Origin of the sequence: Catenuloplanes nepalensis, assembly GCF_030811575.1 — a bacterium.
Lineage (GTDB): Bacteria > Actinomycetota > Actinomycetes > Mycobacteriales > Micromonosporaceae > Catenuloplanes > Catenuloplanes nepalensis.
The window spans coordinates 1012617-1038273 of the sequence record NZ_JAUSRA010000001.1; the positions used below are offsets into that span (position 1 = coordinate 1012617).

22 protein-coding genes are annotated in these 25657 nt (G+C 73.1%); 15 read left to right on the forward strand and 7 right to left on the reverse strand.

Annotated elements, in window-relative coordinates:
* Window positions 1-75: 75 nt before the first annotated feature.
* Both J2S43_RS04240 and J2S43_RS04245 read left to right on the forward strand, forming a co-directional pair.
* Entirely contained in the window at window positions 76-1245 is a 1170-nt protein-coding gene (locus tag J2S43_RS04240; protein WP_306827234.1) for a sensor histidine kinase, read from the forward strand.
* Window positions 1246-1333: 88 nt separating this feature from the next.
* Window positions 1334-1999, forward strand: coding sequence for a response regulator (locus J2S43_RS04245; protein ID WP_306827235.1), 666 nt, complete (start codon window positions 1334-1336; stop codon window positions 1997-1999).
* Window positions 2000-2287: 288 nt separating this feature from the next.
* Here J2S43_RS04245 and J2S43_RS04250 read toward each other — a convergent pair whose 3' ends face one another.
* Window positions 2288-3883: an FAD-dependent oxidoreductase gene (locus J2S43_RS04250; RefSeq protein WP_306827236.1), complete on the reverse strand. Its 1596-nt coding sequence runs from the start codon at window positions 3881-3883 to the stop codon at window positions 2288-2290.
* Between the two features lie 92 nt (window positions 3884-3975).
* Here J2S43_RS04250 and J2S43_RS04255 point away from each other — a divergent pair, with 92 nt between their 5' ends.
* The 5 genes from J2S43_RS04255 to J2S43_RS04275 all read left to right on the forward strand — a co-directional run bounded on the left by J2S43_RS04255 (window position 3976) and on the right by J2S43_RS04275 (window position 10583).
* Window positions 3976-4965 (forward strand): Bug family tripartite tricarboxylate transporter substrate binding protein, encoded by a 990-nt coding sequence (locus J2S43_RS04255; RefSeq protein WP_306827237.1) that lies wholly within the window; start codon window positions 3976-3978, stop codon window positions 4963-4965.
* Window positions 4962-5696 carry a tripartite tricarboxylate transporter TctB family protein gene (locus J2S43_RS04260; protein ID WP_306827238.1) on the forward strand — a complete coding sequence of 245 codons (735 nt, stop codon included), beginning with the start codon at window positions 4962-4964 and terminating at the stop codon, window positions 5694-5696. Before J2S43_RS04255 ends, J2S43_RS04260 begins: the two co-directional genes overlap by 4 nt.
* Before the next feature lies 1 nt (window position 5697).
* Window positions 5698-7185, forward strand: a complete 1488-nt coding sequence (locus J2S43_RS04265; protein ID WP_306827239.1) for a tripartite tricarboxylate transporter permease — start codon at window positions 5698-5700, stop codon at window positions 7183-7185.
* Between the two features lie 76 nt (window positions 7186-7261).
* On the forward strand, window positions 7262-8899 hold the full coding sequence (locus J2S43_RS04270) for a methyl-accepting chemotaxis protein (protein ID WP_306827240.1): 1638 nt from the start codon (window positions 7262-7264) through the stop codon (window positions 8897-8899).
* A gap of 283 nt (window positions 8900-9182) precedes the next feature.
* The gene (locus J2S43_RS04275; protein ID WP_306827241.1) at window positions 9183-10583 is read left to right on the forward strand and encodes an FAD-dependent oxidoreductase; all 1401 of its coding nucleotides are present in this window, start codon (window positions 9183-9185) and stop codon (window positions 10581-10583) included.
* Between the two features lie 101 nt (window positions 10584-10684).
* Here the strand turns inward: J2S43_RS04275 and J2S43_RS04280 are convergent, their stop codons facing one another.
* Window positions 10685-11341, reverse strand: coding sequence for an aggregation-promoting factor C-terminal-like domain-containing protein (locus tag J2S43_RS04280; RefSeq protein WP_442320063.1), 657 nt, complete (start codon window positions 11339-11341; stop codon window positions 10685-10687).
* Between the two features lie 230 nt (window positions 11342-11571).
* Between J2S43_RS04280 and J2S43_RS04285 the strand changes: the two genes are divergently transcribed.
* From J2S43_RS04285 to J2S43_RS04300, 4 genes are all read left to right on the forward strand, one after another.
* Window positions 11572-14580, forward strand: coding sequence for a discoidin domain-containing protein (locus J2S43_RS04285; RefSeq protein WP_370881597.1), 3009 nt, complete (start codon window positions 11572-11574; stop codon window positions 14578-14580).
* A gap of 85 nt (window positions 14581-14665) precedes the next feature.
* Window positions 14666-15520, forward strand: coding sequence for an LLM class F420-dependent oxidoreductase (locus tag J2S43_RS04290; protein ID WP_306827244.1), 855 nt, complete (start codon window positions 14666-14668; stop codon window positions 15518-15520).
* A gap of 57 nt (window positions 15521-15577) precedes the next feature.
* On the forward strand, window positions 15578-16276 hold the full coding sequence (locus tag J2S43_RS04295; RefSeq protein WP_306827245.1) for a TetR/AcrR family transcriptional regulator: 699 nt from the start codon (window positions 15578-15580) through the stop codon (window positions 16274-16276).
* A gap of 124 nt (window positions 16277-16400) precedes the next feature.
* Entirely contained in the window at window positions 16401-17021 is a 621-nt protein-coding gene (locus J2S43_RS04300) for a hypothetical protein (protein WP_306827246.1), read from the forward strand.
* Here the strand turns inward: J2S43_RS04300 and J2S43_RS04305 are convergent.
* The gene (locus J2S43_RS04305) at window positions 17015-18037 is read right to left on the reverse strand and encodes a sensor histidine kinase (RefSeq protein WP_306827247.1); all 1023 of its coding nucleotides are present in this window, start codon (window positions 18035-18037) and stop codon (window positions 17015-17017) included. The two genes, J2S43_RS04300 and J2S43_RS04305, sit on opposite strands and share 7 nt — an antisense overlap.
* A gap of 6 nt (window positions 18038-18043) precedes the next feature.
* Between J2S43_RS04305 and J2S43_RS04310 the strand changes: the two genes are divergently transcribed.
* The 4 genes from J2S43_RS04310 (at window position 18044) to J2S43_RS04325 (ending at window position 21811) form a co-directional block, all read left to right on the forward strand.
* Window positions 18044-18679, forward strand: coding sequence for a response regulator transcription factor (locus J2S43_RS04310; protein WP_306827248.1), 636 nt, complete (start codon window positions 18044-18046; stop codon window positions 18677-18679).
* Window positions 18680-18726: 47 nt separating this feature from the next.
* Window positions 18727-19686 (forward strand): glycerophosphodiester phosphodiesterase family protein, encoded by a 960-nt coding sequence (locus J2S43_RS04315; RefSeq protein WP_306827249.1) that lies wholly within the window; start codon window positions 18727-18729, stop codon window positions 19684-19686.
* 69 nt (window positions 19687-19755) lie between these two features.
* Window positions 19756-20721 (forward strand): ion transporter, encoded by a 966-nt coding sequence (locus J2S43_RS04320; RefSeq protein WP_306827250.1) that lies wholly within the window; start codon window positions 19756-19758, stop codon window positions 20719-20721.
* A 154-nt stretch (window positions 20722-20875) separates the two neighbouring features.
* Window positions 20876-21811 carry a S66 peptidase family protein gene (locus tag J2S43_RS04325; RefSeq protein ID WP_306827251.1) on the forward strand — a complete coding sequence of 312 codons (936 nt, stop codon included), beginning with the start codon at window positions 20876-20878 and terminating at the stop codon, window positions 21809-21811.
* An 89-nt stretch (window positions 21812-21900) separates the two neighbouring features.
* On the opposite strand, the gene J2S43_RS04330 is transcribed toward J2S43_RS04325, so the two are convergent.
* From J2S43_RS04330 to J2S43_RS04345, 4 genes are all read right to left on the reverse strand, one after another.
* Window positions 21901-22536, reverse strand: a complete 636-nt coding sequence (locus tag J2S43_RS04330) for a TetR/AcrR family transcriptional regulator (protein ID WP_306827252.1) — start codon at window positions 22534-22536, stop codon at window positions 21901-21903.
* Between the two features lie 248 nt (window positions 22537-22784).
* On the reverse strand, window positions 22785-24302 hold the full coding sequence (locus J2S43_RS04335) for an acyl-CoA synthetase (RefSeq protein ID WP_306827253.1): 1518 nt from the start codon (window positions 24300-24302) through the stop codon (window positions 22785-22787).
* Between the two features lie 12 nt (window positions 24303-24314).
* Window positions 24315-24770 carry a MaoC family dehydratase gene (locus tag J2S43_RS04340; RefSeq protein ID WP_306827254.1) on the reverse strand — a complete coding sequence of 152 codons (456 nt, stop codon included), beginning with the start codon at window positions 24768-24770 and terminating at the stop codon, window positions 24315-24317.
* Window positions 24767-25657, reverse strand: a complete 891-nt coding sequence (locus J2S43_RS04345) for an amidohydrolase family protein (protein ID WP_306827255.1) — start codon at window positions 25655-25657, stop codon at window positions 24767-24769. The genes J2S43_RS04340 and J2S43_RS04345 overlap by 4 nt, the downstream gene beginning before the upstream one ends.

A 25657-nucleotide genomic window follows, 5' to 3' on the forward strand; every position in this document is an offset into this window, starting at 1 on the left:
GCCGCATCTCGCCGCGCACGGACGTGGAGGAGCGCCCATGGCGGTAGCGACATGAGCAACCGTTACGCTGCGCGGGTGCTGCAGCGAGTGCCGTGGATCGACCGGATTCGCCGCGAGTGGCAGGCACTCGGCGTCACGGTGCGCGATGCAGTGACAGCGCTCCTCTTCGCCGCGCTGGGGTTCTTCCCGCCGCTCGCGCTCGTCGGCACCCGGCTCGGTGAGCTGCCGATCCGGCCGCTGGACGCGCTCGGCGTCGTGGCCGGGCTCGCCATGACCGTGCCGCTGGCGCTGCGCCGCACCCGGCCGGCGGTCACGATCGCGCTGGTGTCGGCCGGCTTCGCCGTCCAGGAGCTGCGGGGGTACGCGTCGTTCGCCAGCATCGGCCTGCTGGTGGCGCTCTACAGCGCGGGCGCGTACCAGCGGCGCCTCCGGCGGTCGGCCGTCGCGGTCCTGACCGTGGCGTACGTGCTGCTCGCGGCCGGTCTGGTCGCCGCCGGGTCGTCCGCGTCCCCGGACGCGTACCCGCTGTTCTATCTGGCGCTCGCCGCCGCCTGGACGTTCGGCGCGTGGGCCCGCTGGGCACGCGCCACCGAGGCGGAGCGACGCCGGCTCGCCGCGCGGACCGCGCTGGCCGCGGAGCGCGAGCGGATCGCCCGGGAGCTGCACGACGTGGTCACCCACCATGTCACCGCGATGGTGGTGCAGGCCGGGGCCGCGCAGTTCGTGGCGTCCTCGGAGGAGAAGGTCACCACGAACCTGGCCGCGATCGGCGACACCGGCCGCCGTGCGCTCGGCGACCTGCGCGACCTGCTCGGCGTGCTCGATCCGGCCCGTCGCGCGCCGATGGACCGGCTGCCCACGCTCGCGCAGGTCGCGGAGCTGGTGGAGCAGTCCCGGGCGGCCGGCCAGCCGGTCGAGCTGCGCGAGGAGGGCGACCGGCCGGACCTGGGCGCGGGCCGCGAGCTGGCCGCCTACCGCGTGGTGCAGGAGGGGCTGACGAACGCGCTGAAGTACGCGACCGGCGCCCGCACGCTGGTCCGGCTCGCCTGCCGCACCGACGGCGTCGACATCGAGGTGACCACGTCCGGCGCGGCCCGCCCGGTGCCAGGCGTGGGCGGCTCCGGCCGTGGCCTGGCCGGGCTGCGCGAGCGCGTCGAGCTGTTCGGCGGCGTGTTCGAGTCCGGCCCCCGCCCGGACGGCGGATTCACCGTTCGGGCCCGCATCCCCGTAGGAGACCTGGCATGAGGCGAGGTAGGAGACCTTGCATGAGGCGAGGTAGGAGACCTGGCATGAGGCGAGCACGACGTGACCGAGGCGCCGCGGTGATCCCGGCATGAGCATCACGGTCCTGGTCGCGGACGATCAGGCGCTGATCCGGACCGGATTCGTCACGATCCTGGACGCACAGGACGACATGACCGTGGTCGGCGAGGCGAGCGACGGGCGGTCCGCCGTGGACACCGCGCTGCGGCTGCGGCCGGACGTGGTGGTGATGGACGTGCGCATGCCGGTCATGGACGGCATCGAGGCGACCCGGCGGCTGGCCGGGGCCGGCGTCCGGGACCCGATGAAGATCCTGGTCGTGACGACCTTCAACCTTGATGAGTACGTGTACGAGGCGCTTCGCGCCGGTGCGGCCGGGTTCCTGCTCAAGGACGCGTCGCCGCACGCGTTCGTGGCCGGTGTGCGCACGGTCGCGCGCGGCGACTCGCTGATCGCGCCCGAGGTCACCCGGCGGCTGATCGGCCGGTACGCGGCCCGCCTCCGCCCGGCCGACCCCGCGGTCACGGCGGAGTCCGCGCTGACGCCGCGCGAGCTGGAGGTGCTGCGGCTGATCGCGGGCGGCCACTCGAACGCGGAGATCGCCGCGGAGCTGGTGATCGGTGCGGAGACGGTCAAGACGTACGTCTCCCGCATCCTCGCCAAGCTCGACCTGCGCGACCGCGTGCAGGCCGTCGTCTACGCCTACCGCACCGGCCTGGTCAGCCCGAACGACTGACGCCACGCCCCTCGGCCGCGACAATCGCCGGCGATCCCGGTGCGGCGGCGCGGCGGCGTGGCGTGCGGCGGCGCGGCGGTGCGGCGATCCCCCGTGCGGCGGCGCGGCGGCGTGGCGTGCGGCGGCGCGGCGGTGCGGCGATCCGGCGTGCGGCGGTGCGGGGTGCCGCGGTGCGGCGTGCGCGGTGCGGCGTGCGCGGTGCGGGGTGCGCGGTGCGGCGTGCGCGGTGCGGGGTGCGGCGGTGCGGCGTGCGGCGATTCGGCCGCTTGGGCAGCCCGGCCTGCTGGCCTAGGCGAGCAGGCCGGCGCGGCGGCCGAAGACCGCGCCGGCGGTCAGGCCGGAGCCGCCCGGGTAGTTTCCGCTGAACAGGCCGCCGAGCATCTCGCCGCAGACGAACAGGCCGGGGAGGTGCTCGCCGTCCGGGGTCAGCACGCGGCCGTGGTCGTCCGCGCGGAGACCGCCGAACGTGAACGTGATGCCGCAGGTGACCGGGAACGCGTAGAACGGCGGCGTGCGGATCGGCAGCGCCCAGTTGCTCTTCGGCGGCGACGTGCGTGCGGCGCGCCCGTCCTTGATGGACGGGTCGAATCGTGTTGACGTGTTGATTGACATGTTGAATGTATTGACCGTCTCGATGAACTCGTCAACATGTACTCCCATCCCGGCAGCCAGCTCCGCCAGCGACGGCGCGACGACCACGGTCGCGCCCGGCGCGTCGTACTCCTCCGTGCGCAGCATCGGCCGGATCTCCGCGTCGAAGACCTGGAACGCCACGCCGCCGGGCTGCCGCAGGATCTCCCCGCCGTACCGGGCGTAGGTGTAGTTCCGGAAGTCCGCGCCCTCGTCCAGGAACCGCCGGCCGTCCCGGTTCACCACGATGCCCAGCGGATAGCTCTGCCGGGTCAGCCGGTTGGTCAGCGCACGATCGCCGGTGCCGGGCGCGCCCGCGTCCCAGGCCACGCTGTGGCACGACGACCAGTCGCCACCCCGGCCCGCCCCGGTCGCGAGCGCCGCGCGCAGCATGTCGCCGGTGTTCAGCGGCGTGCCCCGGACCAGCGCGCGCTCCCAGCCGTCGCCGAGATGCTCACGCCGCCACGCCGGATCCGCCTCGAACCCGCCCGCGGCAAGCACCACCGACTCCGCCGCCACCGTGCCCTCGCCGTCCGGCCCCCGATAGCGCACGCCGACCACCCGCCCGGTCCCGCTCCCGGCCACGCCCGCGATCCCGGGCCCGATCCCGCCTCCGGTCACGCTCCCGGGATCGCTCCCGGCCGCGTTCTCGGGCTCACGCGCGTTCTCGGGCTCGCGCGCGTTCTCGGGCTCGCGCGCGTTCTCGCGCAGCAGTTCGCCGGCGCGGCAGCCGTAGCGGACTTCGACGCCGGCCGCGGCGGCCGCGGCCGTGTGCTGTGCGATCAGCCCCTTGCCGCCGCCGGTGCTGCCGGCCGCGAGCCCGCCCCAGAACACGTGCCGGCCGTCGGCGTCCTGATAGGACTGCCGCTCGTACATCAGCCGGAAGCGCAGTCCGCGCGAGTGCAGCCAGCCCAGCGTGGCCCGGCTCTCCCCGGCCAGTGCGGCGGCCAGCACCGGATCCGTGCGCCCCTCGGTGACCCGTTCAAGATCAGAGACGAAGGCGCCCGGCGGGTACGGCGGGAGCACGGTCTCCGCGTGCCGGTCGTCGTGATCGAGGATCTCGGCCAGGTCCGGCAGCCCCGCGTGCGCGACCCGGAACGCGCCGGCCGTGTAGAAGCTGTTGCCGCCGGCCTCGTCCGGATCGCCCTTCTCCAGCAGCAGCACCCGGCGCCCACGCCCGGCCGCGGCCAGCGCGGCGCAGAACCCCGCGTTGCCGCCGCCCACGACCACGACGTCATAACGATCGTCGATCACGGCGACCTCCGCAACATTGAAAGGCTTGAAGATCCAACTCGGCGAATGTATACAGAGACGGGTCGTCGAGTCCACGGTAGGGAGGCGGTGCGATGCGCTGGCGCGGTTCGGTGCCGTACGCGGCCGCCGCATTGGTCGGGGTTCTGCTGGTCGCGACCACGCTGGCCGGGCGCGGTGAACAGGCCGACGCCGGGTTCCTGCACGGCCGTCAGCTGCGGCTGATGGCCCCGGCCGCGCCCGGTGGAGGCTGGGACCAGACCGCGCGCGAGATGCAGGCCGCGCTGCGCGGGACGGCCGGTCGCACCGAGGTCTACAACGTGGCCGGCGCGGGCGGCACGATCGGGCTCAGTCAGTTCGTCCGGCACGACGGCGATCCGACCCAGGTGATGGTGTTCGGCCTGGTCATGGTGGGTGCGATCGAGAGCGACGACGCGCCGGTGCGGCTGGATCGGACCACGCCGCTGGCCCGGCTCACCACGGACTACGAGATCCTGGTCGTGCCCGCGGACTCGCCGATCCGGGACCTCTCCCAGCTGACCGAGAAGATGCGCGCGGACCTGCCGTCCGTGTCGTTCAGCGGCGGGTCGGCCGGTGGCGTCGAGCAGATCCTGACCGGGCTGATCGCCGGTGCGATCGGTGCGGACCCGGCCCGGGTCAACTACGTGGCCCACTCCGGTGGTGGGGAGGCGCTCGCCACGCTGCTCTCCGGCCGCGCCACCGCGGGCGTCTCCGGCGTCTCCGAGATGATCTCCCAGATCGAGGCGGGTACGGTCCGGCCGCTCGCGGTCTCCAGCGCGGCCCGGCTGCCCGCGCTGCCGGACGTGCCCACGCTGCGCGAACAGGGCGTGGACGTGGAGCTGTCCAACTGGCGCGGCGCGGTCGCCCCGCCCGGGATCAGCGCGGAGGATGAGGCCGCGCTGGAGCAGCTGATCACCGACATGACCGCGAGTGAGCCGTGGCGGCAGACGCTGGCGGACCGCGGCTGGGGCGACGCCACGCTCACCGGACCGGAGTTCGAGACGTTCCTCGACTCCGAGCAGCGGCGCGTCGCGGACGTGCTGGCGAAGATGGGACTCGCATGACGGCACCCGAGCCCGACGCCCCCCGAGCGACACCCGAAGCCGCGCCCACGGAAGCGCCCGCGAACGCGCCCGCGAACGCGCCCACGGAAGCGCCCACGGAAGCGCCCGGGACCGCGCCCGGGACCGCGCCCGGGACCGCGCCCGGGACCGCGCCCGGGACCGCGCCCGGGACCGCGCCCGGGACCGTGCCCGGGACCGTGCCCGTGAACGCGCCTGCGAACGCGCCCGAGGGCGCGCTCAGCGACGTGCCGGAGGCCGGCGAGCGCGTCGACAGGGCGGGGGAGGAGCGCGCGACCGCGCTGCTCGGGATCGTCATGATCGTGGGGGCGGTGGTGGTGCTGGCCGACGCCGCGACGCTGCGGGACGGCGGCGGGCCGGTGGGACCGGCGGCAGCCCCGACGCTGCTCGGGGTGCTGCTCGGCACGCTGGGCGCGACTCTCTGCGTGCAGTCGCGCGGCGCCCTCCGTACCCTCGCGGCATTGACGGAACGACGCGCGAGACTGGGCCGCCTGGCGGCACTGATCGCCGCGCTGATCGCGTTCGCGGTGCTGTTGCCGTTCGCCGGCTGGACGCTGTGTGCCACCGGGCTCTTCACCGCCGCCGCGCTGCTGCTCGGCGCGCCGCACCCGCTGCGGACCGCCGCCTACGGCTTCGCGCTGTCCGGCACCGTGTTCCTGATCTTCGACGGCCTGATCGGGCTGATCCTGCCGGCCGGACCGTGGGGGTTCTGACGTGGACGCGCTGCTGACCGGGTTCGCGGACGCGCTCACCCCGATGAACCTGCTGTGGGCGCTGGTCGGCGTCACGATCGGCACCGCGGTCGGCGTGCTGCCCGGCATCGGCCCGGCGCTGACCGTGGCGCTGCTGCTGCCGGTCACGTTCCGGCTGGAACCGGCGGCCGCGCTGATCCTGTTCGCCGGCATCTACTACGGCGGCATGTACGGCGGTTCCACCACGTCCATCCTGCTCAACACGCCCGGCGAGAGCGCGTCCGTGGTGACCGCGCTGGAGGGCAACCGGATGGCGCGCGCGGGCCGGGGCGCGGCCGCGCTGGCCACGGCCGCGATCGGCAGCTTCGTGGCCGGCACCATCGGCACGATCGCGCTCAGTTTCGCCGCGCCGCTGGTCGCGGACATCGCGGTCGGTTTCGGCCCGCCGGAGTACGTGGCGCTGATGGCGGTCGCGTTCGTCACGGTCAGCGCGCTGCTCGGCCCGAACCTGGTCAAGGGCGCGGCCAGCCTGGCCCTCGGCGCCACGATCGGCCTGGTCGGCATCGACACGCTGACCGGGCAGCCGCGCCTGGACTTCGGCCTGCCCGCGCTGCTCGACGGCGTGGACGTGGTGATCGTGGTGGTGGCGCTGTTCGCGCTCGGCGAGGCGTTCGGCCATCTGCTCGCCGGCACCGGAGACAGCCGGGTGATGCCGATCGGCGGCCGGGCCGTGCTGTCCCGCGAGGACTGGCGCCGCTCCTGGCCGGCCTGGCTGCGCGGCACCGCGATCGGCTTCCCGATCGGCAGCCTGCCCGCGGGCGGCGCGGACGTGCCCACGTTCCTCAGTTACTCGCTGGAGAAGCGCCTCTCCAAGAGACGCCACGAGTTCGGCCACGGCGCGATCGAGGGCGTGGCCGGGCCGGAGGCGGCGAACAACGCGGCCGCGGCCGGTGTGCTGGTCCCGCTGCTTACGATCGGCCTGCCCACGTCCGCGACCGCCGCGGTCATCCTCACCGCGTTCCAGTCGTACGGCCTGCAGCCCGGCCCACAGCTGTTCACCGAATCCGGCGATCTGGTGTGGGCGCTGATCGCCAGCCTCTACATCGGCAACGTGATGCTGCTGGTGCTGAATCTGCCGCTGGTGCGCCTGTGGGCCCGGCTGCTGACCATCCCGGCGTACGGCATCTACGCCGGGGTGCTGGTCTTCGCCGCGCTCGGCACGTTCGCGGCCGGCGGCACCACCACGGATCTGCTGATCCTCATCGGTCTGGGCCTGATCGGGCTGCTGATGCGCCGCGCGGACGTGCCGGCCGCGCCCGCGGTGGTCGGCCTGATCCTGGCGCCGCTGGCCGAGCAGCAGTTGCGCCGCGCGCTGGCGCTCTCCGGCGGCGACTGGGGAATCCTGGTCTCCGGGCCGCTCACCGTGACGCTGTGGATGGTGGCGATCCTGGCGCTGCTGGCCCCGGCCGTGGTGGCGATGCGCCGCCGGGGCGCCGCGGACGACGACTGACGAATTCCGCTCATGCGGGCCTGATTCGTGCCGATGTGGCGTTTGCTGTGTCGTACACGGGCGGAGGGCCTGTCTGATGAGTCAAGTCGCGGAGCACCGCACGGGTAACTTCCTCACCCGTCTGGTGGCCGATACGAAGGTACGAACCAAGATCCTGGCGTCGTCGGTCGTGGTCATCGTCATCACGATGCTGGTCGGGCTGCTCTGTGTGCAGCGCATGTCCGACCTCAGCGCCCAGATGGAGGACATGAAGAACGAGCAGGTCGAGGGCATGAACCAGATCGCCACGATGCGGCAGGGCATCGGCGGGATGTTTCGCGGCATGCTGCTCTTCAGCTTCTACACCGATGCCGCGGCGAAGTCCGACGCGGTCGAGGAGGCGAAGGCCGCCGACAAGGTGGTCGACGACGCGTTCGCGGGGTACAGCGCGCTGAACGTCGGCACGAACGCCAGCGCGGAGCGGACCGAGGCGGTGGAGGCGTTCGGCGCCGGCTGGGAGCTCTACAAGAACCTCCGGAACGTCAACTTCTTCGGTGAGGCGGCGCCGACCGGGTTCACCCTCCCGGCCGATGTCCTCGCCGCCTACGGCGAGGCCGAGAAGGCGATGACGGACGGCCTGAACCAGATGCAGTCCGTGGAGGTCGCCGATTCGGACCACGCGGCGGTGGAAGGGCAGGCGACCTATGAGAGCGCCCGTACCATCCTGATCGCGGCCGTGCTGCTCGGCGCGCTCGCCGCGCTCGCCGTCGGCCTGATGGTGGCCCGCTCGATCACCCGGCAGGTGCAGAGCGTCGGCGACGCGCTGCGCGCGATGGCCGACGGGGACCTGACCAGGGCCGCGGAGGTACGCGGACGCGACGAGATCGGCGCGATGGCGGTCGCCACGAACGAGGCGCGCGAGGGCCTGCGCACCACGATCACGGCGCTGCACGACAGTTCCCGCACGCTCGCGGACGGCGCCCGGCGGCTGTCCGCCTCCACCGAGCGGATCGCGTCCAGCGCGGCCGAGGCGGCCAGCCAGGCCGACGTGGTGTCGAACGCGGCCGGCGAGGTCTCCGCGAACGTCTCCACGGTCGCGGCCGGCTCCGAGGAGATGGGCGCGTCGATCCGCGAGATCAGCCAGAACGCGAACGACGCGGCCCAGGTCGCGGCGGAGGCGGTCGGCGTGGCCAACCAGACGAACGACACGATCGCGAAGCTCGGTGAGTCGTCCGCGGAGATCGGCAACGTGGTCAAGACGATCACCTCGATCGCGGAGCAGACCAACCTGCTGGCGCTGAACGCGACGATCGAGGCGGCCCGCGCCGGGGACGCGGGCAAGGGCTTCGCGGTGGTGGCCGGCGAGGTCAAGGACCTGGCGCAGGAGACCGCGAAGGCGACCGAGGACATCTCCCGCCGGGTCGAGGCGATCCAGGTGGACACGCAGAACGCGGTCGAGGCGATCGGTGAGATCAGCCGGATCATCGCGCGGATCAACGACTACCAGCTGACCATCGCGTCCGCGGTCGAGGAGCAGACCGCGACCACGGGCGAGATGAGCCGCAGCGTCGGCGACGCCTCCGGCGGTACGTCGGACATCGCCAGCAACATCAACGGTGTCGCGAACGCGGCCCGCGCGACCACGGAGTCGCTGGTCGAAGCCGGCGAGACGGTCGCGGACCTGAACCGCGTGGTCAGCGAGCTGGAGACGGTGGTCGGCCGGTTCCGCATCTGACCGATCACCGAGTGCGCCGATCGAGGCGCCGGCCACGTCGCTGCGGCGGCGTGGCCGGCGCCTCGATCGCGTGGCGTGCCAGGGGCGGAGGCGGCCGCGACGGCTGTTTCGACGTTGAACTCGGCGGGACGAGCTGACCGAAGTCGCTCTGGGGTGCGGCCGGCACGGGCGTACCGCAGGGATCTGTTCGTGAGGGGTTGTCCTCGCGGGCGGGCAGGAGAGCGATCTCTCCGGTAAGGTCATCGACCGCCGACGATAGCTGAATCGCTCTCAGGAGGTTGTCGTGCCCCACCACCCCCAGATCTCCCGGCGCACCGTGCTGGGCCTGACCGCGGCGGCCGGCGCCGCGAGTCTCGGCCTGCCGGGCACCGCACAAGCGCAGGAAACACAGGCGCGGGAGACACAGGCACACGCGCGGGTCGCCGCGGCCCGGCAGCGCGTCGTCGTGATCGGCGGCGGCGTGGCCGGTGTCTCGATGGCGTGGCTGCTGGACGGCCAGCACGACGTGGTCCTGCTCGAGTCCGGCCCGGAACTCGGCGGGCACGCCCGCTCGATCGACGTCACCATCGACGGCGCGCACATCGCGGTCGACGCCGGCGCGCAGTACTTCGGGCCGAAGAGCCACCCGACCTACTGGCGGCTGCTGACCGAGGTGCTGCACGTGCCGACCGTGCCCGCGCCGATGAACCTGACCGTGAGCAAGCGCGGCGTGACCCGCCCGGTGCTGGTCTCGCCGGACAGCAACCGGGTCTGGCCGCTGTTCGACCCGCTCTACTGGGGTGCGCTGGTGTCCATGGCGTCGTTCACCGACCGCGGCAAGGCGCTGCTGGCGAGCGGTGACCGGACCACCAGCGCGGAGGACTTCATCAACTCGCTGCCGGTGCTCCAGTGGGTCCGCGACGACCTGCTCTTCCCGCTGTGCGGCGCGATGTTCGGCTTCTCGGTGCCGCAGGTGAAGGAGATGTCCGCGTTCTCCGTGCTGGCGTTCGTGATCCGCGGGCTGGGCGACGGCTTCCTCGCGCCGTACGACTACCACAACGCCACGGACGGGCTGCGCGCCGTGGTGGCCGCGCTGAGCACCGGCCTGACCACGGTCACCTCGCACCTGAACGCGGCCGCGACCGGGCTGTCCAAGCAGGGCGAGGTCTACCACGTCACGGACGGCGCCGGGCGCACGCACGTCGCCGACCACGTGGTGTTCGCGCAGCCGCCGTACGCGGCCGGTCCGCTCGCCGGTCAGCTGGCCGGCACGTCCGGGCTGGTCTCCACGTACGGCCGGTTCCGCTACATCCCGGCGCGGGTGGCGATCCACGCGGACCCGGCGTACATGCCGGTCAACCGGCAGGACTGGTCCGGCTTCAACGTGCTCACCGACGGCCAGTACTGCGAGCCGTCCATGTGGTACGGCGCGTTCCGCGACGTCTCCGTCTTCAAGAGCTGGGTGTCGCACCGCGCGCAGCTGCCGGCCGACACGATCGCCACGTTCGACTACCTGCACGCGCTGGAGACGCCGGACCTCGCGCCGGCCCAGGCCGCGCTCGCCGGTTACCAGGGCGCGGGCAACCTGTGGTTCGCCGGTGCGCACACCGTGGACGTGGCCAGCCAGGACAGCGCGCTCGTCTCCGCGATCTCGATCGCGAAGCGGCTCGCGCCCGGGTCGGCCAACCTGGCGCGGATCGCCTGAGACGAAGGCGTCCCGCACGTCGTGCGGGACGCCTCCTTCGGGCCCTGCATCGACGTGGACGGCCGGGCTGCGGCGCGGCCCCCACGTCGATACGGGGCTCCTCAGTACCAGCCGGAGGCGTTGGAGTGCTCGAGCGCCGCGCACGGCGTGCTGTAGCGGCCCTTGATGTACCCGAGGCCCCAGATGACCTGCGTCGCCGGGTTGGTCTGCCAGTCGTCCGCGACCGACGCCATCTTGCTGCCCGGGTTCGCCTGCGGGATGCCGTACGCCTCCGAGCTGGGGTTGGCCGCCTTCGGGTTCCAGCCGCTCTCCCGCGTCCACAGCGTGTCGAGGCAGCCGAACTCGGAGACGTCGAAGCCCTGGCCGACCATCACGGAGCAGCCGGTCTTGCGGTGTCCGGAGTAGGAGGCGCAGGAAGACGGGACCGGCCCGTCGTACGGCTTGATCGCGGCCTTGGCGGCGTCCTCGGCAGCCTGCGCGGCGGCCGCCTCGGCCTCGGCCTCCGCCTTGCGCCGGCTGACCGCGTCGTTCGCGGCGCGGGCGCGCTTCGCCTGCTCCTCGGCCATCGAGGCGGCGCGCTTGGCCGCGTCCCGCCCGGAGTCGTGCAGGCCCGCGGCGAGCTGCGTGTACTCCTTGTGGCGGTCCTTGACGTAGAGCTCCTCGGCGCGGTTGGCCTCCCAGGCGGCCTGCGCGGCGGCGGAGTCCTCGGCCTGCGCGCGGTCCTGGTTCAGATAGACGCCGCCGCCGACGCCGGCCATGAGCACGGCCACCGCGGCGGACTTGCCGACCAGCGACTTCACGTGTGGTCTTCCCTTCGGAGGCGGGGCGCCCGACGGATGCGCACGCTACCACGATGCGAGAAGTTCTCTCCTGTTCCACGGAGCGCGACCGTACCCCTTGACGAAGCGACGCGCATCGATCAGGCTCGGCGTTAGAGAGCGCTCTCCCAGTTTCGTCCACCGCTCTCCGTCCTGGAGTCACCATGTCCGTGAAACGAAGGCTGGCGGCGGCATTGCTGCTGCTCGCCGGCCTGCTCGTGGCCGCGCCCGCCGAGGCCGCGCCCGTCCTGCTCTCCCGGGGCAAGCCCGCGCTCGCCTCGTCCGTCGAGGGGGACGCCACCCCCGCCACCGCGGCCGTCGACGGCGACGCCGGCACGCGCTGGGCCAGCGCGTTCGCCGACCCGCAGTGGCTGCGCGTCGACCTCGGCACGACCGCGACGCTGGACCGGGCCGTGCTCAACTGGGAGGCCGCGCACGCGCGCGCCTTCCAGATCCAGACCTCGCCCGACGGCAACACCTGGACCACCGTCCACGCGACCGCGACCGGCACCGGCGGCGTCCAGACGATCACGATCAACGGCACCGGGCGGTACGTACGGGTGCTCGGCACCGAGCGCGCCACCGGCTACGGCTACTCGCTGTGGGAGTTCGAGGTCTACGGCAGCACCGGGAGCAGCGGAGGCGGCACCGTCATCTCCGCGTTCAAGCCGGTCGCCGCGTCCTCCTACGAGGGTGGCAACGCGCCCGGCGCCGCGCTGGACGGGCGCACCACCACGCGCTGGTCCAGCGAGCACGCGGAGAACCAGTGGATCCGCGTCGACCTGCAGGGCACCGCCACGATCACCGGCATGGTGCTGAACTGGGAGTCCGCGTACGGCACCGGCTACCGGATCGAGGTGTCGAACGACGCCACCACCTGGACCACGATCTACACCACGAGCACCGGGCGCGGCGGCGTGGAGACGTTGACCGTCTCCGGCACCGGCCGCTACCTGCGACTGACCGGCACCGCGCGGGCCACCGGCTACGGCTACTCGCTGTGGGAGATGCAGGTGCTCGGCACGGTCGACGCCTCCGGCAGCGCGCCGCCGCTGCTGTCCGGGCCGACCCGGCCGCCCACGACCACCGGGCAGTTCGCGCTCACCGCGCCGGCCGACCAGGCGCTGATCACCGACACCCGGCGGCCCGCGTTCTCCTGGGCCGCGGTCGCCGGCGCCACCCGCTACCAGCTGTGGATCAACGTGAGCCGCACCGACTACGACTTCACCGCGTCGGGCAGCCTGCTCGACGTCTACACCCGGGTCGCGGAGGTGACCGGGACCAGCTTCACTCCCACCTGGGATCTGCCGGATCGGTGGACCTACCGCTGGTACGTGACGGCCGGGAGCACGACGTCGCAGATCCGCACGTTCGGGGTGTACCGGCCCACGCTGACCACGATCGCGGACGGCGTGCCGGTGATCGACGGTGCGCGGGACGCGAACCGCAGCGGCGCGATCGACGCCTACGAGGACTGGCGGCGGCCGGTCGAGGCGCGCGTGACCGATCTGCTCGGCCGGATGACGGCCGAGGAGAAGGCGTACCAGATGTTCTACAACGCGCAGGCGTACCCGCGATCGGGTTGGCACTTCGGTCCTTCGGAGGCGCCGGATCTGCACCGGGACCTGCTGGGATCGACCGGCACCCGGCTCGGGATCCCGCTGGTCTCGGCCGGTGACACGATCCACGGCTTCAAGACCACCTATCCGTCGCAGAGCGCGCTGGCGGCCGGGCGGGACTACCAGCTGCAGTACCGGCTCGGCGACATGCAGCGCCGGGAGCAGGTCGAACTCGGCACCCGGGGCGTGCTCGGGCCGCTCGCCGAGGTCGGCACGAAGGTGCTCTACCCGCGCATCCAGGAGGGCAACGGCGAGGACGCGTACGTGGCGGCCGCGCAGGTCCGGGCGCTGGTCGCGGGCCTGCAGGGCGGTCCGGAGCTGAACCCGCGTTCGGTGCTGGCCACGGTCAAGCACTGGCCGGGCGAGGGCGCGGGCGGCGAGGCGCTGATCGTGTACGACGGCGTGACCATCAAGTACCACATGATCCCGTTCCGGGCCGCGATGGAGGCGGGCGCGGTCAACATCATGCCGGGGTACGCGGGCAGCTCGTTCCTGGACCCGGGTGGCCCCGGCGCCGGCGACAGCGCGCCGATCCTGGCCTACCTGCGCAACAACCTCGGCTTCACCGGCCTGATCACGACGGACTGGCTGCCGTCCGGCTCCTGGGTCGGCGCGGCCAGGGCCGGCTCCGACGTGATGGGCGGCGCGGACCCGGGCGCGGCCGGCTTCTCCATGGCCACGTTCCTGGCGCAGGTGCCGGCGGCCCGGATCGACGACGCGGTCCGGCGCGTGCTGCGGCTGAAGTTCCAGCTCGGGCTCTTCGAGAACCCGTACGGCGACCCGGTCAACGGCCTCTACCGGGTGCACACGCCGGCGGATGCCCAGCTGGCCGACACGGCCGCGCGCGGCTCGCTGACCGTGCTGCGCAACAACGGCGTGCTGCCGCTGCGGCTGCCGGCCGGGAGCAACGTGGTGGTGACCGGGCCGCGCGCGACGGACACCGGCTCGTGCTGCATCTGGACCAGCTACTTCCACCAGGAGTACGGGTCGCTGTCCATCCACGACGCCATCGCGGCCCGGGGCGCCGCGGCCGGGGTGACCGTCCACCGGGACACCGCGGCGAATCCGAGCCTGGCGATCGTGGCGGTGGGGGAGCCGTACTACACGCACGCGACCAGCTGGGTGAAGGAGCAGCCGATGTTGCCGCCGGACCAGTTGGAGCTGATCCGGAGCTGGAAGGCGCGCGGCGTACCCGTGGTGGTGCTGTTGACCATGGCCCGTCCCTACGTGATCAGTGAGTGGCACGAGATCGCGGACGCCGTGGTGGTCAACTTCCGGGCCGGCGAGGAGGTCGGGCCCGCGCTCGCGAGCCTGGTGTTCGGCGACTACAAGCCGAGCGGCAAGCTGCCGTGGCAGCTGCCGCGCACGCTCGACCAGGTGCTTCGGCCGGGCGGGCAGGACGTGCTCGCGGACGCGCGGGAGGCGTGGGACCTGCCGTTCGACCTCGGCGCCACGGACGCGCAGCGCGCCGAGATCCGGGCGCACATCGATGCGGGGCGGCCGGTGCCGCCGACCTACGGAAATCCGCTCTATCCCTACGGGCACGGCCTGACCTGGTGATGTCCGGCGGTCCCGCGGCCTTCGTCGCGGGACCGCTCGTCCGGCGGGCAGCGCAGACGTTATCCGGAGGGTACTCTCATTTGCTATGGAACTGGGACTGCACATCGCCGACTTCACCTGGGACGGCGGCCCGGGCGGGCTCGGGCCCGCGCTCGCCCGGCACGCCCGCACCGCGGAGCAGGCCGGGATCACCCGGATCACGGTCATGGACCACTTCTGGCAGATCCGCGGCGTCGGGCCGGCCGAGCACGAGATGCTCGAGGCGTACACCGCACTCGGCTTCATCGCCGCGCACACCGAGACCGTGCTGCTGCACACGCTGGTCACCGGCGTCACCTACCGCGAGCCCGGCCTGCTGGCCAAGGCCGTCACCACGCTCGACGTGCTCTCCGGCGGCCGGGCCGGCCTCGGCGTCGGCGCCGCGTGGAACGAGGACGAGTCCAAGGGCCTCGGCTTCGCGTTCCCGCCGGTCGCGGAGCGCTTCGAGCGGCTGGAGGAGGCGCTGCAGATCTGCCTGCGGATGTGGTCCGACTCCGAGGAGGCCTACCAGGGCACGCACTACCGGCTGGAGCGCACGCTCAACTCGCCGCAGGCACTGCGCTCTCCCCGGCCGTACCTGCTGATCGGCGGCGGCGGCGAGAAGAAGACGCTGAAGCTGGTCGCGAAGTACGCCGACGCCTGCAACTTCGGCATCGGCCCGGAGGCCGCGCACAAGCTCGACGTGCTGCGCCGGCACTGCGACGACGTCGGCCGCGACTACGCCGAGATCGAGAAGACCGCGATGTTCTCGATCGACCCGGCCAGCACCACGGAGGACGTGGTCCGCAACGCGAACGCGGCCCGCGACGCCGGCTTCACGGTCGCCTACGTCTACGCCCACGACATCACCACGCCGTCGAAGATCACCGACATGATGGGCGAGGCGCTCACCCGGCTCTGACCCCGGCGCCGGTCGTGTGCCACCGACCGGTGGCACGACCGGCGGTATCTTTGCGCCATGCAAGCACCCGTCACACCGGCGAAGACCACCCGCGAGCGGATCGTCGAGGCCACGGCCGCGCTGCTCACCGAGGGCGGCCGGGAGGCGGTCTCCACCCGCGCGGTCAGCGCGGCGGCGGGCGTGCAGGCGCCCGCGATCTACCGCCAGTTCGGTGACATGCGCGGGCTGCTCGACGCGACCGGCAGCTACGTGCTCGCGTCCTACCTCGCGCGGAAGGCGGCGATGCCGCGCCACGAGGACCCGGTCGACGACCTGCGCGCGGGCTGGGACCTGCACGTCGGGTTCGGCCTGGCCCAGCCCGCGTTCTACACGCTGATCTTCGGCGACCCGCGGCCCGGCCGGGAGCCGGCCGCGGCCGGGCAGTCCGCGGAGATCCTCGCGTCGATCGTCGAGCGGGTCGCGCGGGCCGGCCGCCTCCGGGTCGGCGAGGAGCACGCGGCGCAGCTGGTGCACGCGGCCGGGCGCGGCGTCACGCTCTCGCTGATCGCGATGCCGCCGGACCGGCGCGACATGACGATCTCCACGATGGCACGGGAGTCGGTGCTGGCCACGATCACCGGTGACCCGGCGCCCGGCTCCGGCGGTGCCGCGGGCGCGGCCGTCACGCTGCGCGCCTCGCTCCCCGAGATCGCCGTGCTCTCCGAGGGGGAACGCACGCTCCTCGGCGAGTGGCTCCAGCGCATCGCCGCCGGCTGACACTGCCTTCCGGTCACTGCCTGCCGGCCCGCGACGGAGCGGTTAGAGTCACGCTGCGTAGGGGCTCACAACGACGTCACAGGAAGGCGCGGTACCGTCCCCGCGGGTGTGACGAGGGGAAACGATGGACTTCGCTGATGTCGGCAGGATCCTCCTGCGCCGGTGGCCGATCACCGCGCCGCTGATGTTGCTGACGGTAGCGGCGGTGGCGTGGGCCATGCTCGGCGTGCCGCAGCAGGCGAAGGTGACCGGGCACGTGACGCTCCTGCCGCAGCGGGAGCAGTACAGTCCGGCGATCGGCGACACGGTCACGCAGAACCCGTGGAACCCGGTCACGCTGGCCGACGTGATCGAGGTGCGGCTGAGCAGCGCCGCGCTGGCCGAGGACCTGTTCGAGCGGGGCTACCGCGGCGAGTGGACCGTCTCCGTGATCAACACGGGTGCCGCGATCATCGCGATCGAGGTGCTCGCGGACACCGAGACCGAGGCCCACCGCATCATCGACGTGCTGGACGACCTGATCGGTGAGGAGGTCGTGACCCGCCAGGAGTCCTTCGGCCTCGCCGACGGCGCGAAGATCACCGCCGTTCCGCTCTCCGACGCGGACCTCGTCGAGCGGGACAACTCCCAGCGCCGCCGCATCGCGGTCATCGCCGCCGGCGCCGGCCTGGTCACCACGGTCGCCGCGGCCGGCCTCGCCGAGTGGCTCTCCCGCCGCCGACGGCGCGCGGCCGCCGGCTACTGACCCGGGCCGTCACCCGCCGGGAGCACCGCGACGACCTCCCACGTGTCGCCGGCCGGGCCGTAGGTGAGGCTTCCGCCGTACCCGCTGATGTCCTTGGAAAGGCTCTTCAGGCCGAACCCGGGGCCGGCCGGGGGCGGGGTCGCGCGGCCGCCGGAGCTGACGATGCGGATGGTCAGGGCAGGGCCGGAGCGGGTGGCGGCGACGGTGAGACGGGTGCCGGGGCCGTCGTGGCGGAGCGCGTTCGTGGCGGCCTCGCCGATCAGCCGGGCCGCGAGATCGCGCAGCGGCGGCGACAGATCCGTGGTCAGCGACGGCGGCAGCCGGTCCGGAAGGCGCAGGCCGGAGGCGCGGAGCAGCGCGAGACGGTCCGGCAGGTCGAGGGACGGCTCCGCGTCGGCGAGCGCGGCACGGACGTCGGCCAGCGCCTCACGGCCCGCGGTCAGCACCAGGTCGACGCGGCGCCGATCGTCCGGGCCCAGCGGCGCGGTCGCGCGCAGCGCCTCGGTCTGCAGCAGCATGATCGTGACCGTGTGGGCGAGCGTGTCGTGCACCCGGCGGGCGAGGCGTTCCCGGTCGGCGGAGGCGGCGGCGGCCAGGCGCAGGCGCAGGTGCTCGTCGCGTTCGAAGCCGGCCAGCCACGCGATCACCATCATCACCACGGCGAGCAGGAAGCCCTCGATGAGGCCGTGCCGGGCCGCGCTCGCCGCGGCCACGGTCAGGCCGGCGGCCGGGCAGAGCACCCAGCGGGTCAGCACCGTGCGCTGCGCGGCGGCCGTGAAGATCGCGACGGTGACCGGCAGGAAGCCGATCGCGCGCGCCATCCCGGACGTCGTGTGCACCGCGGTCGCGGCCGCCACCACGATCAGCACCGCGGCCGGGAGACGGCGCCGGAGCAGCAGCGGGCCGACCTGCGCGATCGCGAGCGGCACCGAGACCGCGGTGCCGGAGCCGGCGAACAGCAGCGCGGCCGCGCCGGTCAGCGCCACGTCGGCGAGCAGCGCGCGGAGCTTTAGCATGAGCACATGATCCGGGTTGTCGTCGTCGACGACCAGGCACTGGTCCGTGAGGGGCTGGGCCTGGTGCTCCGCGCGCAGCCGGACCTGGACGTGGTGGCGGAGCTGCCGGACGGGCCCGCGCTGCTGGCGTTCCTCGCGACCGGCGCCGCGGACGTGGTGCTGCTCGACCTCTACCTGCCGGGCGAGGACGGTGTGCGACTCCTCAGCCGGATCAGCACCCCGCCCGTGCTGATCCTGACCACGGTCGGCCGGGCCGCGGACGTGCAGCGCGCGCTGGCCGCGGGCGCTGCCGGGTTCGTGCTGAAGGACGCGGGCGGCGCCGAGCTGGCCGCGGCGATCCGGGGCGCGGCCGCGGGCGTGACCGCGCTCAGCTCGTCCGCGGCGCGCCTGCTGTGGCCGTCGGCGAATCACGATCGACAACCATCGGGGGTACGGTCGTCAGCCCACCGGCTGACCGCCCGCGAGCGCGAGGTCTGGGGGCTCGTCGGCCGCGGCCTGTCGAACCAGGAGATCGCCCGCGCGCTGTCCGTCGCGGAGCGCACCGTGAAGGTGCACGTCAGCAGCCTGCTGGCGAAGCTCGGCGTGTCCAGCCGCACCCAGGCCGCGCTGCTCACCCGCGACGACCCTGCCCCAAAGGACTAGATCGTTCGCCCATTCCGCCGCCGGGCGCCGCACGGCACGCTACCCGGGTGAGACGAAAGCTTGTGATCGCCGCCGTCGTCGTCGGAGTCCTGGTCACGACCGTTGCCGTGGTGAACAGCTCACGCCTGTGGGGCGACGCGGCCGGCGACCCGCCGCTGCTCGCGCACCGGGGCATCGCACAGACCTTCCCGCTGGACGGCGTGCAGAACGACACCTGCACCGCGAGCCGGATCCATCCGCCGGACCACGCCTACCTGGAGAACACGCTCGCGTCGATGCGCGCGGCGTTCGCGGCCGGCGCGGACATGCTGGAGTTCGACGTGCAGGTCAGCGCGGACGGCCGGCTCGTGGTGTTCCACGACAGCATGCTGGAGTGCCGGACGAACGGCTCCGGCGCGGTCAAGGACCACCCGTACGAGTACCTGCGTGGCCTCGATCTCGGTTTCGGCTACACCGCGGACGGCGGCGCGACCTACCCGCTGCGCGGCACCGGCGTGGGGCTGATGCCCACGGTCGAGGAGGTGGTGGCCGCGTTCCCGGGCCGGGAGCTGCTGCTGGACGTGAAGAACGACGCGGAGGGCGGCCCGGTCGCGGCCTACCTGAACACGTTGCCGGCGGAGCGGCGCGCGACCATGGCCGCGTACGGCGGGGACACCGCGATGGACGTGATCCGGCAGCAGGTGCCCGGCTTCCGCGCCGCCTCCAAGAAGATCATGGGTGACTGCCTGGTGGCGTACCTCGCGGTCGGCGCGTCCGGCGTCGTGCCCGGCGCCTGCGCGCACATCGAGCTGCACCTGCCGGAGCGGTACGGCCGCTGGCTCTGGGGCTGGCCGAACCTGTTCGTGGACCGCATGCGGAGCGTGGACACCCGCGTGGTGCTGGTCGCCGGCGACGGCCCGTGGTCCGAGGGCTTCGACACCGCCGCCGCGCTTGCGCAGGTGCCGGAGGGCTGGTCAGGGTGGCTGTGGACGAACCGCACGGACGTGATCGCGCCCCGGATCCGGTGACTGTCCACGTTGACCGGCCGCCCCGGCCATGATCTAGGCTGCGCTCGGCAACGACGGCCGGGGAGAACGATGACGAGCACCACAATCGCCGAGGCTTGCGGGGACGCGATCGAGCGGACCTGGTTCCACCTGGCCGGGCTGGCACTGATCCTCGTGAACGCGATCGCGCTGGGCCTGGAGACCTACGACCCGCTCGTCGCATCGATCGGCCCGGTGATCCGGGGCATAGAGTACGTCTGCCTGGCCGGGTTCGTCGTCGAGCTGCTGATCCGGTTCGGCGCCCATCTGCGGGCGCCGGCCGGGTTCTTCAAGGACGGCTGGAACGTCTTCGACCTGTTCATCGTGGTCGCGCCGCTGCTGCCCGGCGTGCGGGAGAACGTGACGCTGCTCCGCCTGCTGCGCCTCGCCCGGCTGGTCCGCACGTTCCGGCTCTTCCCCAGCCTGCGGGTGATCCTGATCGGCATCCAGCGCGCGCTCCCCGGCCTGGGCAGCTTCCTCTCCGTCATGGTCCTGGTCCTCTACGGGTACGCGATGCTCGGCTGGATGATGTTCGGCGACGCGTTCCCGGAGCAGTACGGCACGGTCGGCCAGGCCATGCTCACGCTCTTCCTGCTGCTGTCACTGGACGGCATCACGGACACGCTGGTGACCGGCCGCGAGGTGACCGAGTGGGCGGTCCTCTACTACGTGTCCTACATGGTCGCGGCCTGCTACCTGTTGACGAACCTGCTGGTCGGCCTGGTGCTGACCGCGCTGCAGGAGGCGCACGAGGAGATGGCCGCGGCCAAGCAGCCGAGCGCGGAGGAGACGCAGCGGCTCGCGGACGCGGCGGAGAAGGCGGCGAGCGCGGCCGGCCGGGCGGCGCTGGCGGCGGGTCAGGCCGCGGTCGCGGCGGCGAACCAGGCGGTCGCGGCGAAGGGCGACGGGCCGGAGCCGTCCGTGCGCGAGCAGATCGCCCAGGTGCGGCAGATCCTGGACGACGTGGAGCGGCGACTGCCCACGGTACCGGCCCAGCCGGCACGGACCGGCAGGTGAACCGGTTCACGCGGCACATGAATGCCGCTCAAGCCCAGCGATGGACGGCCGATTGCCGCCTGCGGCCGAAGGGGACATCCCACGGTTGACGGGCGCGGGCGCGCCTGCCGACGCTGGTGATCCCCCGCGGTCTCATCGACGCCTGGAGACGCCCATGATCACCTCGAACTCGTCCACCGTCCTCGTCCGGCGCGCGCCCGCGCTCGTACCCGGTGACGTGGTCCGGATCGTTGCGACCGCGCACCCCGGTGACGCCCGCCTCGACCGGGGACAGGCCGTGCTGGAGCAGCTGGGCCTGGTCGTGCAGTACGGCGAGCACGTCTACGCCGGCACCCCCTACCTCGCCGGTACGGACTCCCAGCGCCTGGCGGACCTGAACGCGGCGTTCCGGGACCCGGCCGTGCGCGCGGTGATCGGCGCCCGCGGCGGCTACGGCACGCAGCGGATAGTCGACGGCCTCGACCTCGACGCGGTCCGCGCCGACCCCAAGGTCTTCCTCGGCTTCAGCGACCTGACCGCGATGCACGGCCGGCTGTGGCGGGACGCGCGGCTGATCAGCTTCTACGGCCCGGTCGCGGCCTGGGCCGACGACCGGACCGGCCCCGCGTCGGTGGCGTCGCTGCGGGACGCGCTGATGAGCCGCGACGCGATCGTGCTCACCCGTGATCCGGCCGAGCCGAGCGCGGCGGTCCGGGTGGACGGCGTCGCGTCCGGCCCGCTGCTCGGCGGCAACCTGACCATGATCGCGTCGGACGTGGGCACCGGGTCGCTGCCGGACTTCGACGGCGCGATCCTGCTGTTCGAGGACGTGAACGAGGCGCCGTACCGATACGACCGCATGCTCACCCAGCTGATCCGCTCCGGCGCGCTCGACCGGCTGGCCGGCGTGGCACTCGGCCAGTTCACGAACTGCGCGGGTACGCCGAGCGCCGCGGCCGTGGTCTCGGAACGGCTGGGCACGCTGGGCGTACCGGTGCTGGGCGGTCTGCGGATAGGGCACGGTCCCGGGCAGCTCACCGTGCCGATCGGCGCGCACGCCACGATCGACGTGGAGGCCGGCACGCTGACCGTGGAGGCCGGCGTGAGGTGACGCGTGCCTGTGGCGCTGCCGTGTCTCGGGAGGCGGCGTGCTTTCGGAGGCGGCGTGCTTCGGAGGGCGGCGTGCTTTCGGGGCCGGCGTCAGGTGACGCGGGCGGTCAGCAGGCCGACGATCGCGTCGGTCAGCGCGGCCGCGGTCGCGTCCCACGCCGCCGCGTCCGCGCCCGCGCGCTCCTGCTCCGCGCACGTGTGCAGCATCAGCGTGCGGACCATGTCGAAGCGCGCGGCGCGGACCGCGGGCGGCAGGTCGGGCAGCAGGCGCTCGATGCCGTCCGCCACGGCCTGCAGCTCCGGCGCGGTCAGCGCGTCCTCGATCATCACGTCGCGCAGCACCGGGTGCGACATGAACTGCGTGACGCACCGCGCGTACCAGCTGGGCACGCCGAGCGCGCTCAGATGATCGGTGAACGGCCGGACCATGCACGCCACCCAGTCCCGCAGGTCCGTGCTGTCCGCATGCACCGCCAGCATGCGCCGCCGGATCGTGTCCACCCGCGCCTGCCGATCCCGGACCAGCGCGCGGATCAGGTCGGTCTTCGTCCCGAAGTGGTAGCCGACCGCGGTGTTGTTACCCTGCCCGGCCGCCTCGCTGACCTGACGGTTGGACACCCCTTCGACGCCCCGCTCGGCGAACAGGCGCTCGGCGGCCGCGAGGATGCTCTCCCGGGTGGCCAGCGTGCGCGTGCTGACCCGGGCGGAGCCGTGCGTCTCGGTCATGGTGCCCGACATTCTGCCCCGCGCCGCTCGGTCCGTCACCAGCATCTCGACGCGGCCGTTCCGCGGCCCGGTCTCATCGAGTCGCCTCTCCCGGACGGCCGCGCCGGTCCTCCGTGTTGTTCCAGCGTCGCAGGACGCCTGGGCCGGTCGTCTGCTCCGCGCCGATCCACCTTCGGGCGCGCGGTGGTTATCCCAGCGCCGTTCGACTCGTCGCCGGCGAGGATCTTCAAGGCTGCCGGAAAGCGCGCTCATCGCTCATACGGCGGCGTGCCGGGTAGCGGAGTGGCGCGCAACGACGTCTTGCGGACCTTGTTGGAGCCGGTGTGGGGGAGGGCGTCGACGACGTCGATGTAGCGGGGGATCTTGTAGCGGGCGAGCCGGCCGTCGAGGAAGGCGCGGATCTCGTCGGTGTCCACCGTGAAGCCCGGCGCCGGAACGAGGAAGGCCCGCCCGGTCTCGCCCCAGGCCGGGTCGGGGACGCCGATCACCGCGGCCTCGGCCACCGCGGGGTGCGTGAAGAGCACCGCCTCGACCTCGGCCGGGTAGACGTTCTCGCCGCCGGAGATGTACATGTCCTTGAGCCGGTCGACGATGTGGAAGTGGCCCTCCCGGTCGGTCACGGCGACGTCCCCGGAGCGGAACCAGCCGTCGGTGAACGCGTCGCGGGTGGCGGCCGGATCGTTCCAGTAGCCGGGGGTGACGTTCGGGCCGCGAACGACGACCTCGCCGGGTTCGCCGGGGTCGGTGTCGCTGAGGTCCGGCCGCAGGCACCGCACGTCGGTGAAGAACACCGGCGGGCCGGCCGAGCCCGGACGGGTGGCCGCCTCCGGGGCTTCGAGGAAGGTGGCGCCCGGCGCGGTCTCGGTCATCCCATAACCCTGACAGAAGATCAAACCCCGCCGCTGGTACGCCCGGACAAGCGCTTCGGGAACGGCGGAGCCGCCGATCAGCAGCCGGCGGATCGAGGTCAGATCCGCGTCCGGCCAGCGCGGCGAGGAGGCGAGTGCGGCGTACATGGCCGTCACCCCGAACATCCAGGTGACCCGGTGCCGGGCGATCAGGTCGTAAGCGCCGTCGACGTCCCAGGCGGGCATGATGACGCCGCAGCCGCCCTTGAGGATCGTCGGCAGCAGGCACTGGTGCAGCGCGGCGACGTGGAAGAGCGGCGCGCTCAGCAGCGTGACCTCGTCGCCGGCGACGTCCACGCCGACGAGCAGGTTGAAGGTGTTCCAGACGACGTTGCCGTGGGTGAGCACCGCGCCCTTGGGCCGGCCCGTGGTGCCGGAGGTGTAGAGGATGCAGGCCGGGTCGTCCGGGGCGACCTCGGCCTCGGGCGGCCCGCCGGCGTCGCCCGAGGCGAGCCAGGTGTCGTAGTCGGCCAGCGCGACCGCGATGAGGCCGGACACCCGCGGGCACGCGCGGACCACCGGCGCGCACTCGGGCGCGTGGATGAGCAGCCGGGCCCCGCTGTGACCGAGCATGTAGTCGATCTCCGGCGCGGCCAGCCGGACGTTGAGCGGGACGAAGATGCCGCCCGCGGCGTAGGTGGCGAACATCGTCTCCACGAACGTGGGATGGTTGGGCCCGAGGTAGGCGACCCGGTCTCCGGGCTGCACGCCGGCCGCGCGCATCCGCCGGGCCAGCCGGTCCACCCGAACGGCGAGCTCGGCATAGGTGGTGGCGTGCCCGGCGTGGACGAGGGCCACCCGGCCGGGCGAGATCGCGGCGCGTCGTGCCGGCCAGGTGCCGAGGCCCGAGTGCGTCATGGCGGCGGCCGTTCAGGCGTACTGGCGGTAGACGGCACGGGCGACGCAGGCAGGCTTCGCGCCGCCGTCGATCTCGACGGTGAAGTCCAGGGCCAGTTGTACGCCGTCGCCGGCCACCTTCTCGGCGCTCGCGACCCGGCCGGCGAGGCGGATCCGGTCGCCGACCCGGACCGGGCTGGGGAAGCGCACCCGGTCGAGCCCGTAGTTGATGCCCATCCGGATGCCGTCGATGCTGAGCAGCTCACCGAAGAGCGGAATGATCAGGGCCAGCGTGAGATAGCCGTGGGCGACGGTGGTGCCGAACGGTCCCGTGCGGGCGCGTTCCGGGCTGACGTGGATCCATTGGTGGTCGCCGGTGGCGTCGGCGAACGTGTTCACCCGATCCTGGGTGATCTCGATCCAGGAGCTGTGCCCGAGGTCGCGGCCGGCCAGCGCCGTGAGTCCGTCCAGTCCGGTGGCGGTGATCATGAGGGCGTCTCCTTGCGGTCGTCGGCGAGGCCGAGCAGGCGGGCGGCGTTGTCCTTGAGGATCAGCGGGCGTACCTCGTCCCTGATGTCGAGCGCGGCGAAGTCGGCGAGCCACCGGTCCGGGGTGAGGACCGGGTAGTCGCTGCCGAAGAGCACCTTGTCCCGCAGCAGCGTGCTGGCGTACCGGATGAGCTGGGGTGGGAAGTATTTCGGGGACCAGCCGGACAGGTCGATGTGGACGAGCGGCTTGTGCACGGCCACCGCGAGCGCCTCGTCCTGCCAGGGGAAGGACGGGTGGGCCAGGATGATCCGCAGGGCCGGGAAGCGCGCCGCGACCTCGTCGACGAGCATCGGGTTGGAGTAGCGCAGCCGGACGCCGCCGCCGCCCGCGACACCGGCGCCGATGCCGGTCTGTCCGGTGTGGAACAGCGCCGGTACGCCCAGCTCCTCGATCGCCTCGTAGAGCGGGAACGCCATCGGGTCGTCCGGGCTGAAGCCCTGGAGGCTGGGGTGGAACTTGAAGCCCCGGACCCGGTGCCGTTCGACCAGCCGCCGGGCCTCGCGGACGCCGGCGCGGCCCTTGTGCGGGTCGATGCTGGCGAACGGGATGAGCGTGTCCGGGTGGCGTGCGCAGTCCTCGGCGATCTCGTCGTTGGGGATGCGCGGGTGCCCGGTCGCGTGCTCGGCGTCGACGGTGAAGACCACGGCGGCCATCCGGCGCTCGCGGTAGTAGGCGGCGATCTCGTCGATGCCGGGCTGTCGCGGGCTCTGGGATTTGAAGTAGGCGGCGGACGCGCCGAGCAGTTCGGGGCTCAGCGACCCGTGGCCGTCACGCCCGATCTCGGCGTGGGTGTGCACGTCGATGGCGGTGAGCCGGTCGAGGTCCAT

Excerpts from the sequence above, each read along its gene's own strand:
- J2S43_RS04295 (WP_306827245.1), top strand. The coding sequence starts at position 15,578 with ATGCAAGCACCCGTCACACCGGCGAAGACCACCCGCGAGCGGATCGTC.
- J2S43_RS04290 (WP_306827244.1), top strand. The coding sequence starts at position 14,666 with ATGGAACTGGGACTGCACATCGCCGACTTCACCTGGGACGGCGGCCCG.
- J2S43_RS04330 (WP_306827252.1), bottom strand. The coding sequence starts at position 22,536 with ATGACCGAGACGCACGGCTCCGCCCGGGTCAGCACGCGCACGCTGGCC.
- J2S43_RS04325 (WP_306827251.1), top strand. The coding sequence starts at position 20,876 with ATGATCACCTCGAACTCGTCCACCGTCCTCGTCCGGCGCGCGCCCGCG.
- J2S43_RS04320 (WP_306827250.1), top strand. The coding sequence starts at position 19,756 with ATGACGAGCACCACAATCGCCGAGGCTTGCGGGGACGCGATCGAGCGG.
- J2S43_RS04245 (WP_306827235.1), top strand. The coding sequence starts at position 1,334 with ATGAGCATCACGGTCCTGGTCGCGGACGATCAGGCGCTGATCCGGACC.
- J2S43_RS04280 (WP_442320063.1), bottom strand. The coding sequence starts at position 11,341 with ATGGCCGGCGTCGGCGGCGGCGTCTATCTGAACCAGGACCGCGCGCAG.
- J2S43_RS04270 (WP_306827240.1), top strand. The coding sequence starts at position 7,262 with ATGAGTCAAGTCGCGGAGCACCGCACGGGTAACTTCCTCACCCGTCTG.
- J2S43_RS04345 (WP_306827255.1), bottom strand. The coding sequence starts at position 25,657 with ATGGACCTCGACCGGCTCACCGCCATCGACGTGCACACCCACGCCGAG.
- J2S43_RS04260 (WP_306827238.1), top strand. The coding sequence starts at position 4,962 with ATGACGGCACCCGAGCCCGACGCCCCCCGAGCGACACCCGAAGCCGCG.
- J2S43_RS04305 (WP_306827247.1), bottom strand. The coding sequence starts at position 18,037 with ATGCTAAAGCTCCGCGCGCTGCTCGCCGACGTGGCGCTGACCGGCGCG.
- J2S43_RS04300 (WP_306827246.1), top strand. The coding sequence starts at position 16,401 with ATGGACTTCGCTGATGTCGGCAGGATCCTCCTGCGCCGGTGGCCGATC.
- J2S43_RS04255 (WP_306827237.1), top strand. The coding sequence starts at position 3,976 with ATGCGCTGGCGCGGTTCGGTGCCGTACGCGGCCGCCGCATTGGTCGGG.
- J2S43_RS04310 (WP_306827248.1), top strand. The coding sequence starts at position 18,044 with ATGATCCGGGTTGTCGTCGTCGACGACCAGGCACTGGTCCGTGAGGGG.
- J2S43_RS04340 (WP_306827254.1), bottom strand. The coding sequence starts at position 24,770 with ATGATCACCGCCACCGGACTGGACGGACTCACGGCGCTGGCCGGCCGC.
- J2S43_RS04335 (WP_306827253.1), bottom strand. The coding sequence starts at position 24,302 with ATGACGCACTCGGGCCTCGGCACCTGGCCGGCACGACGCGCCGCGATC.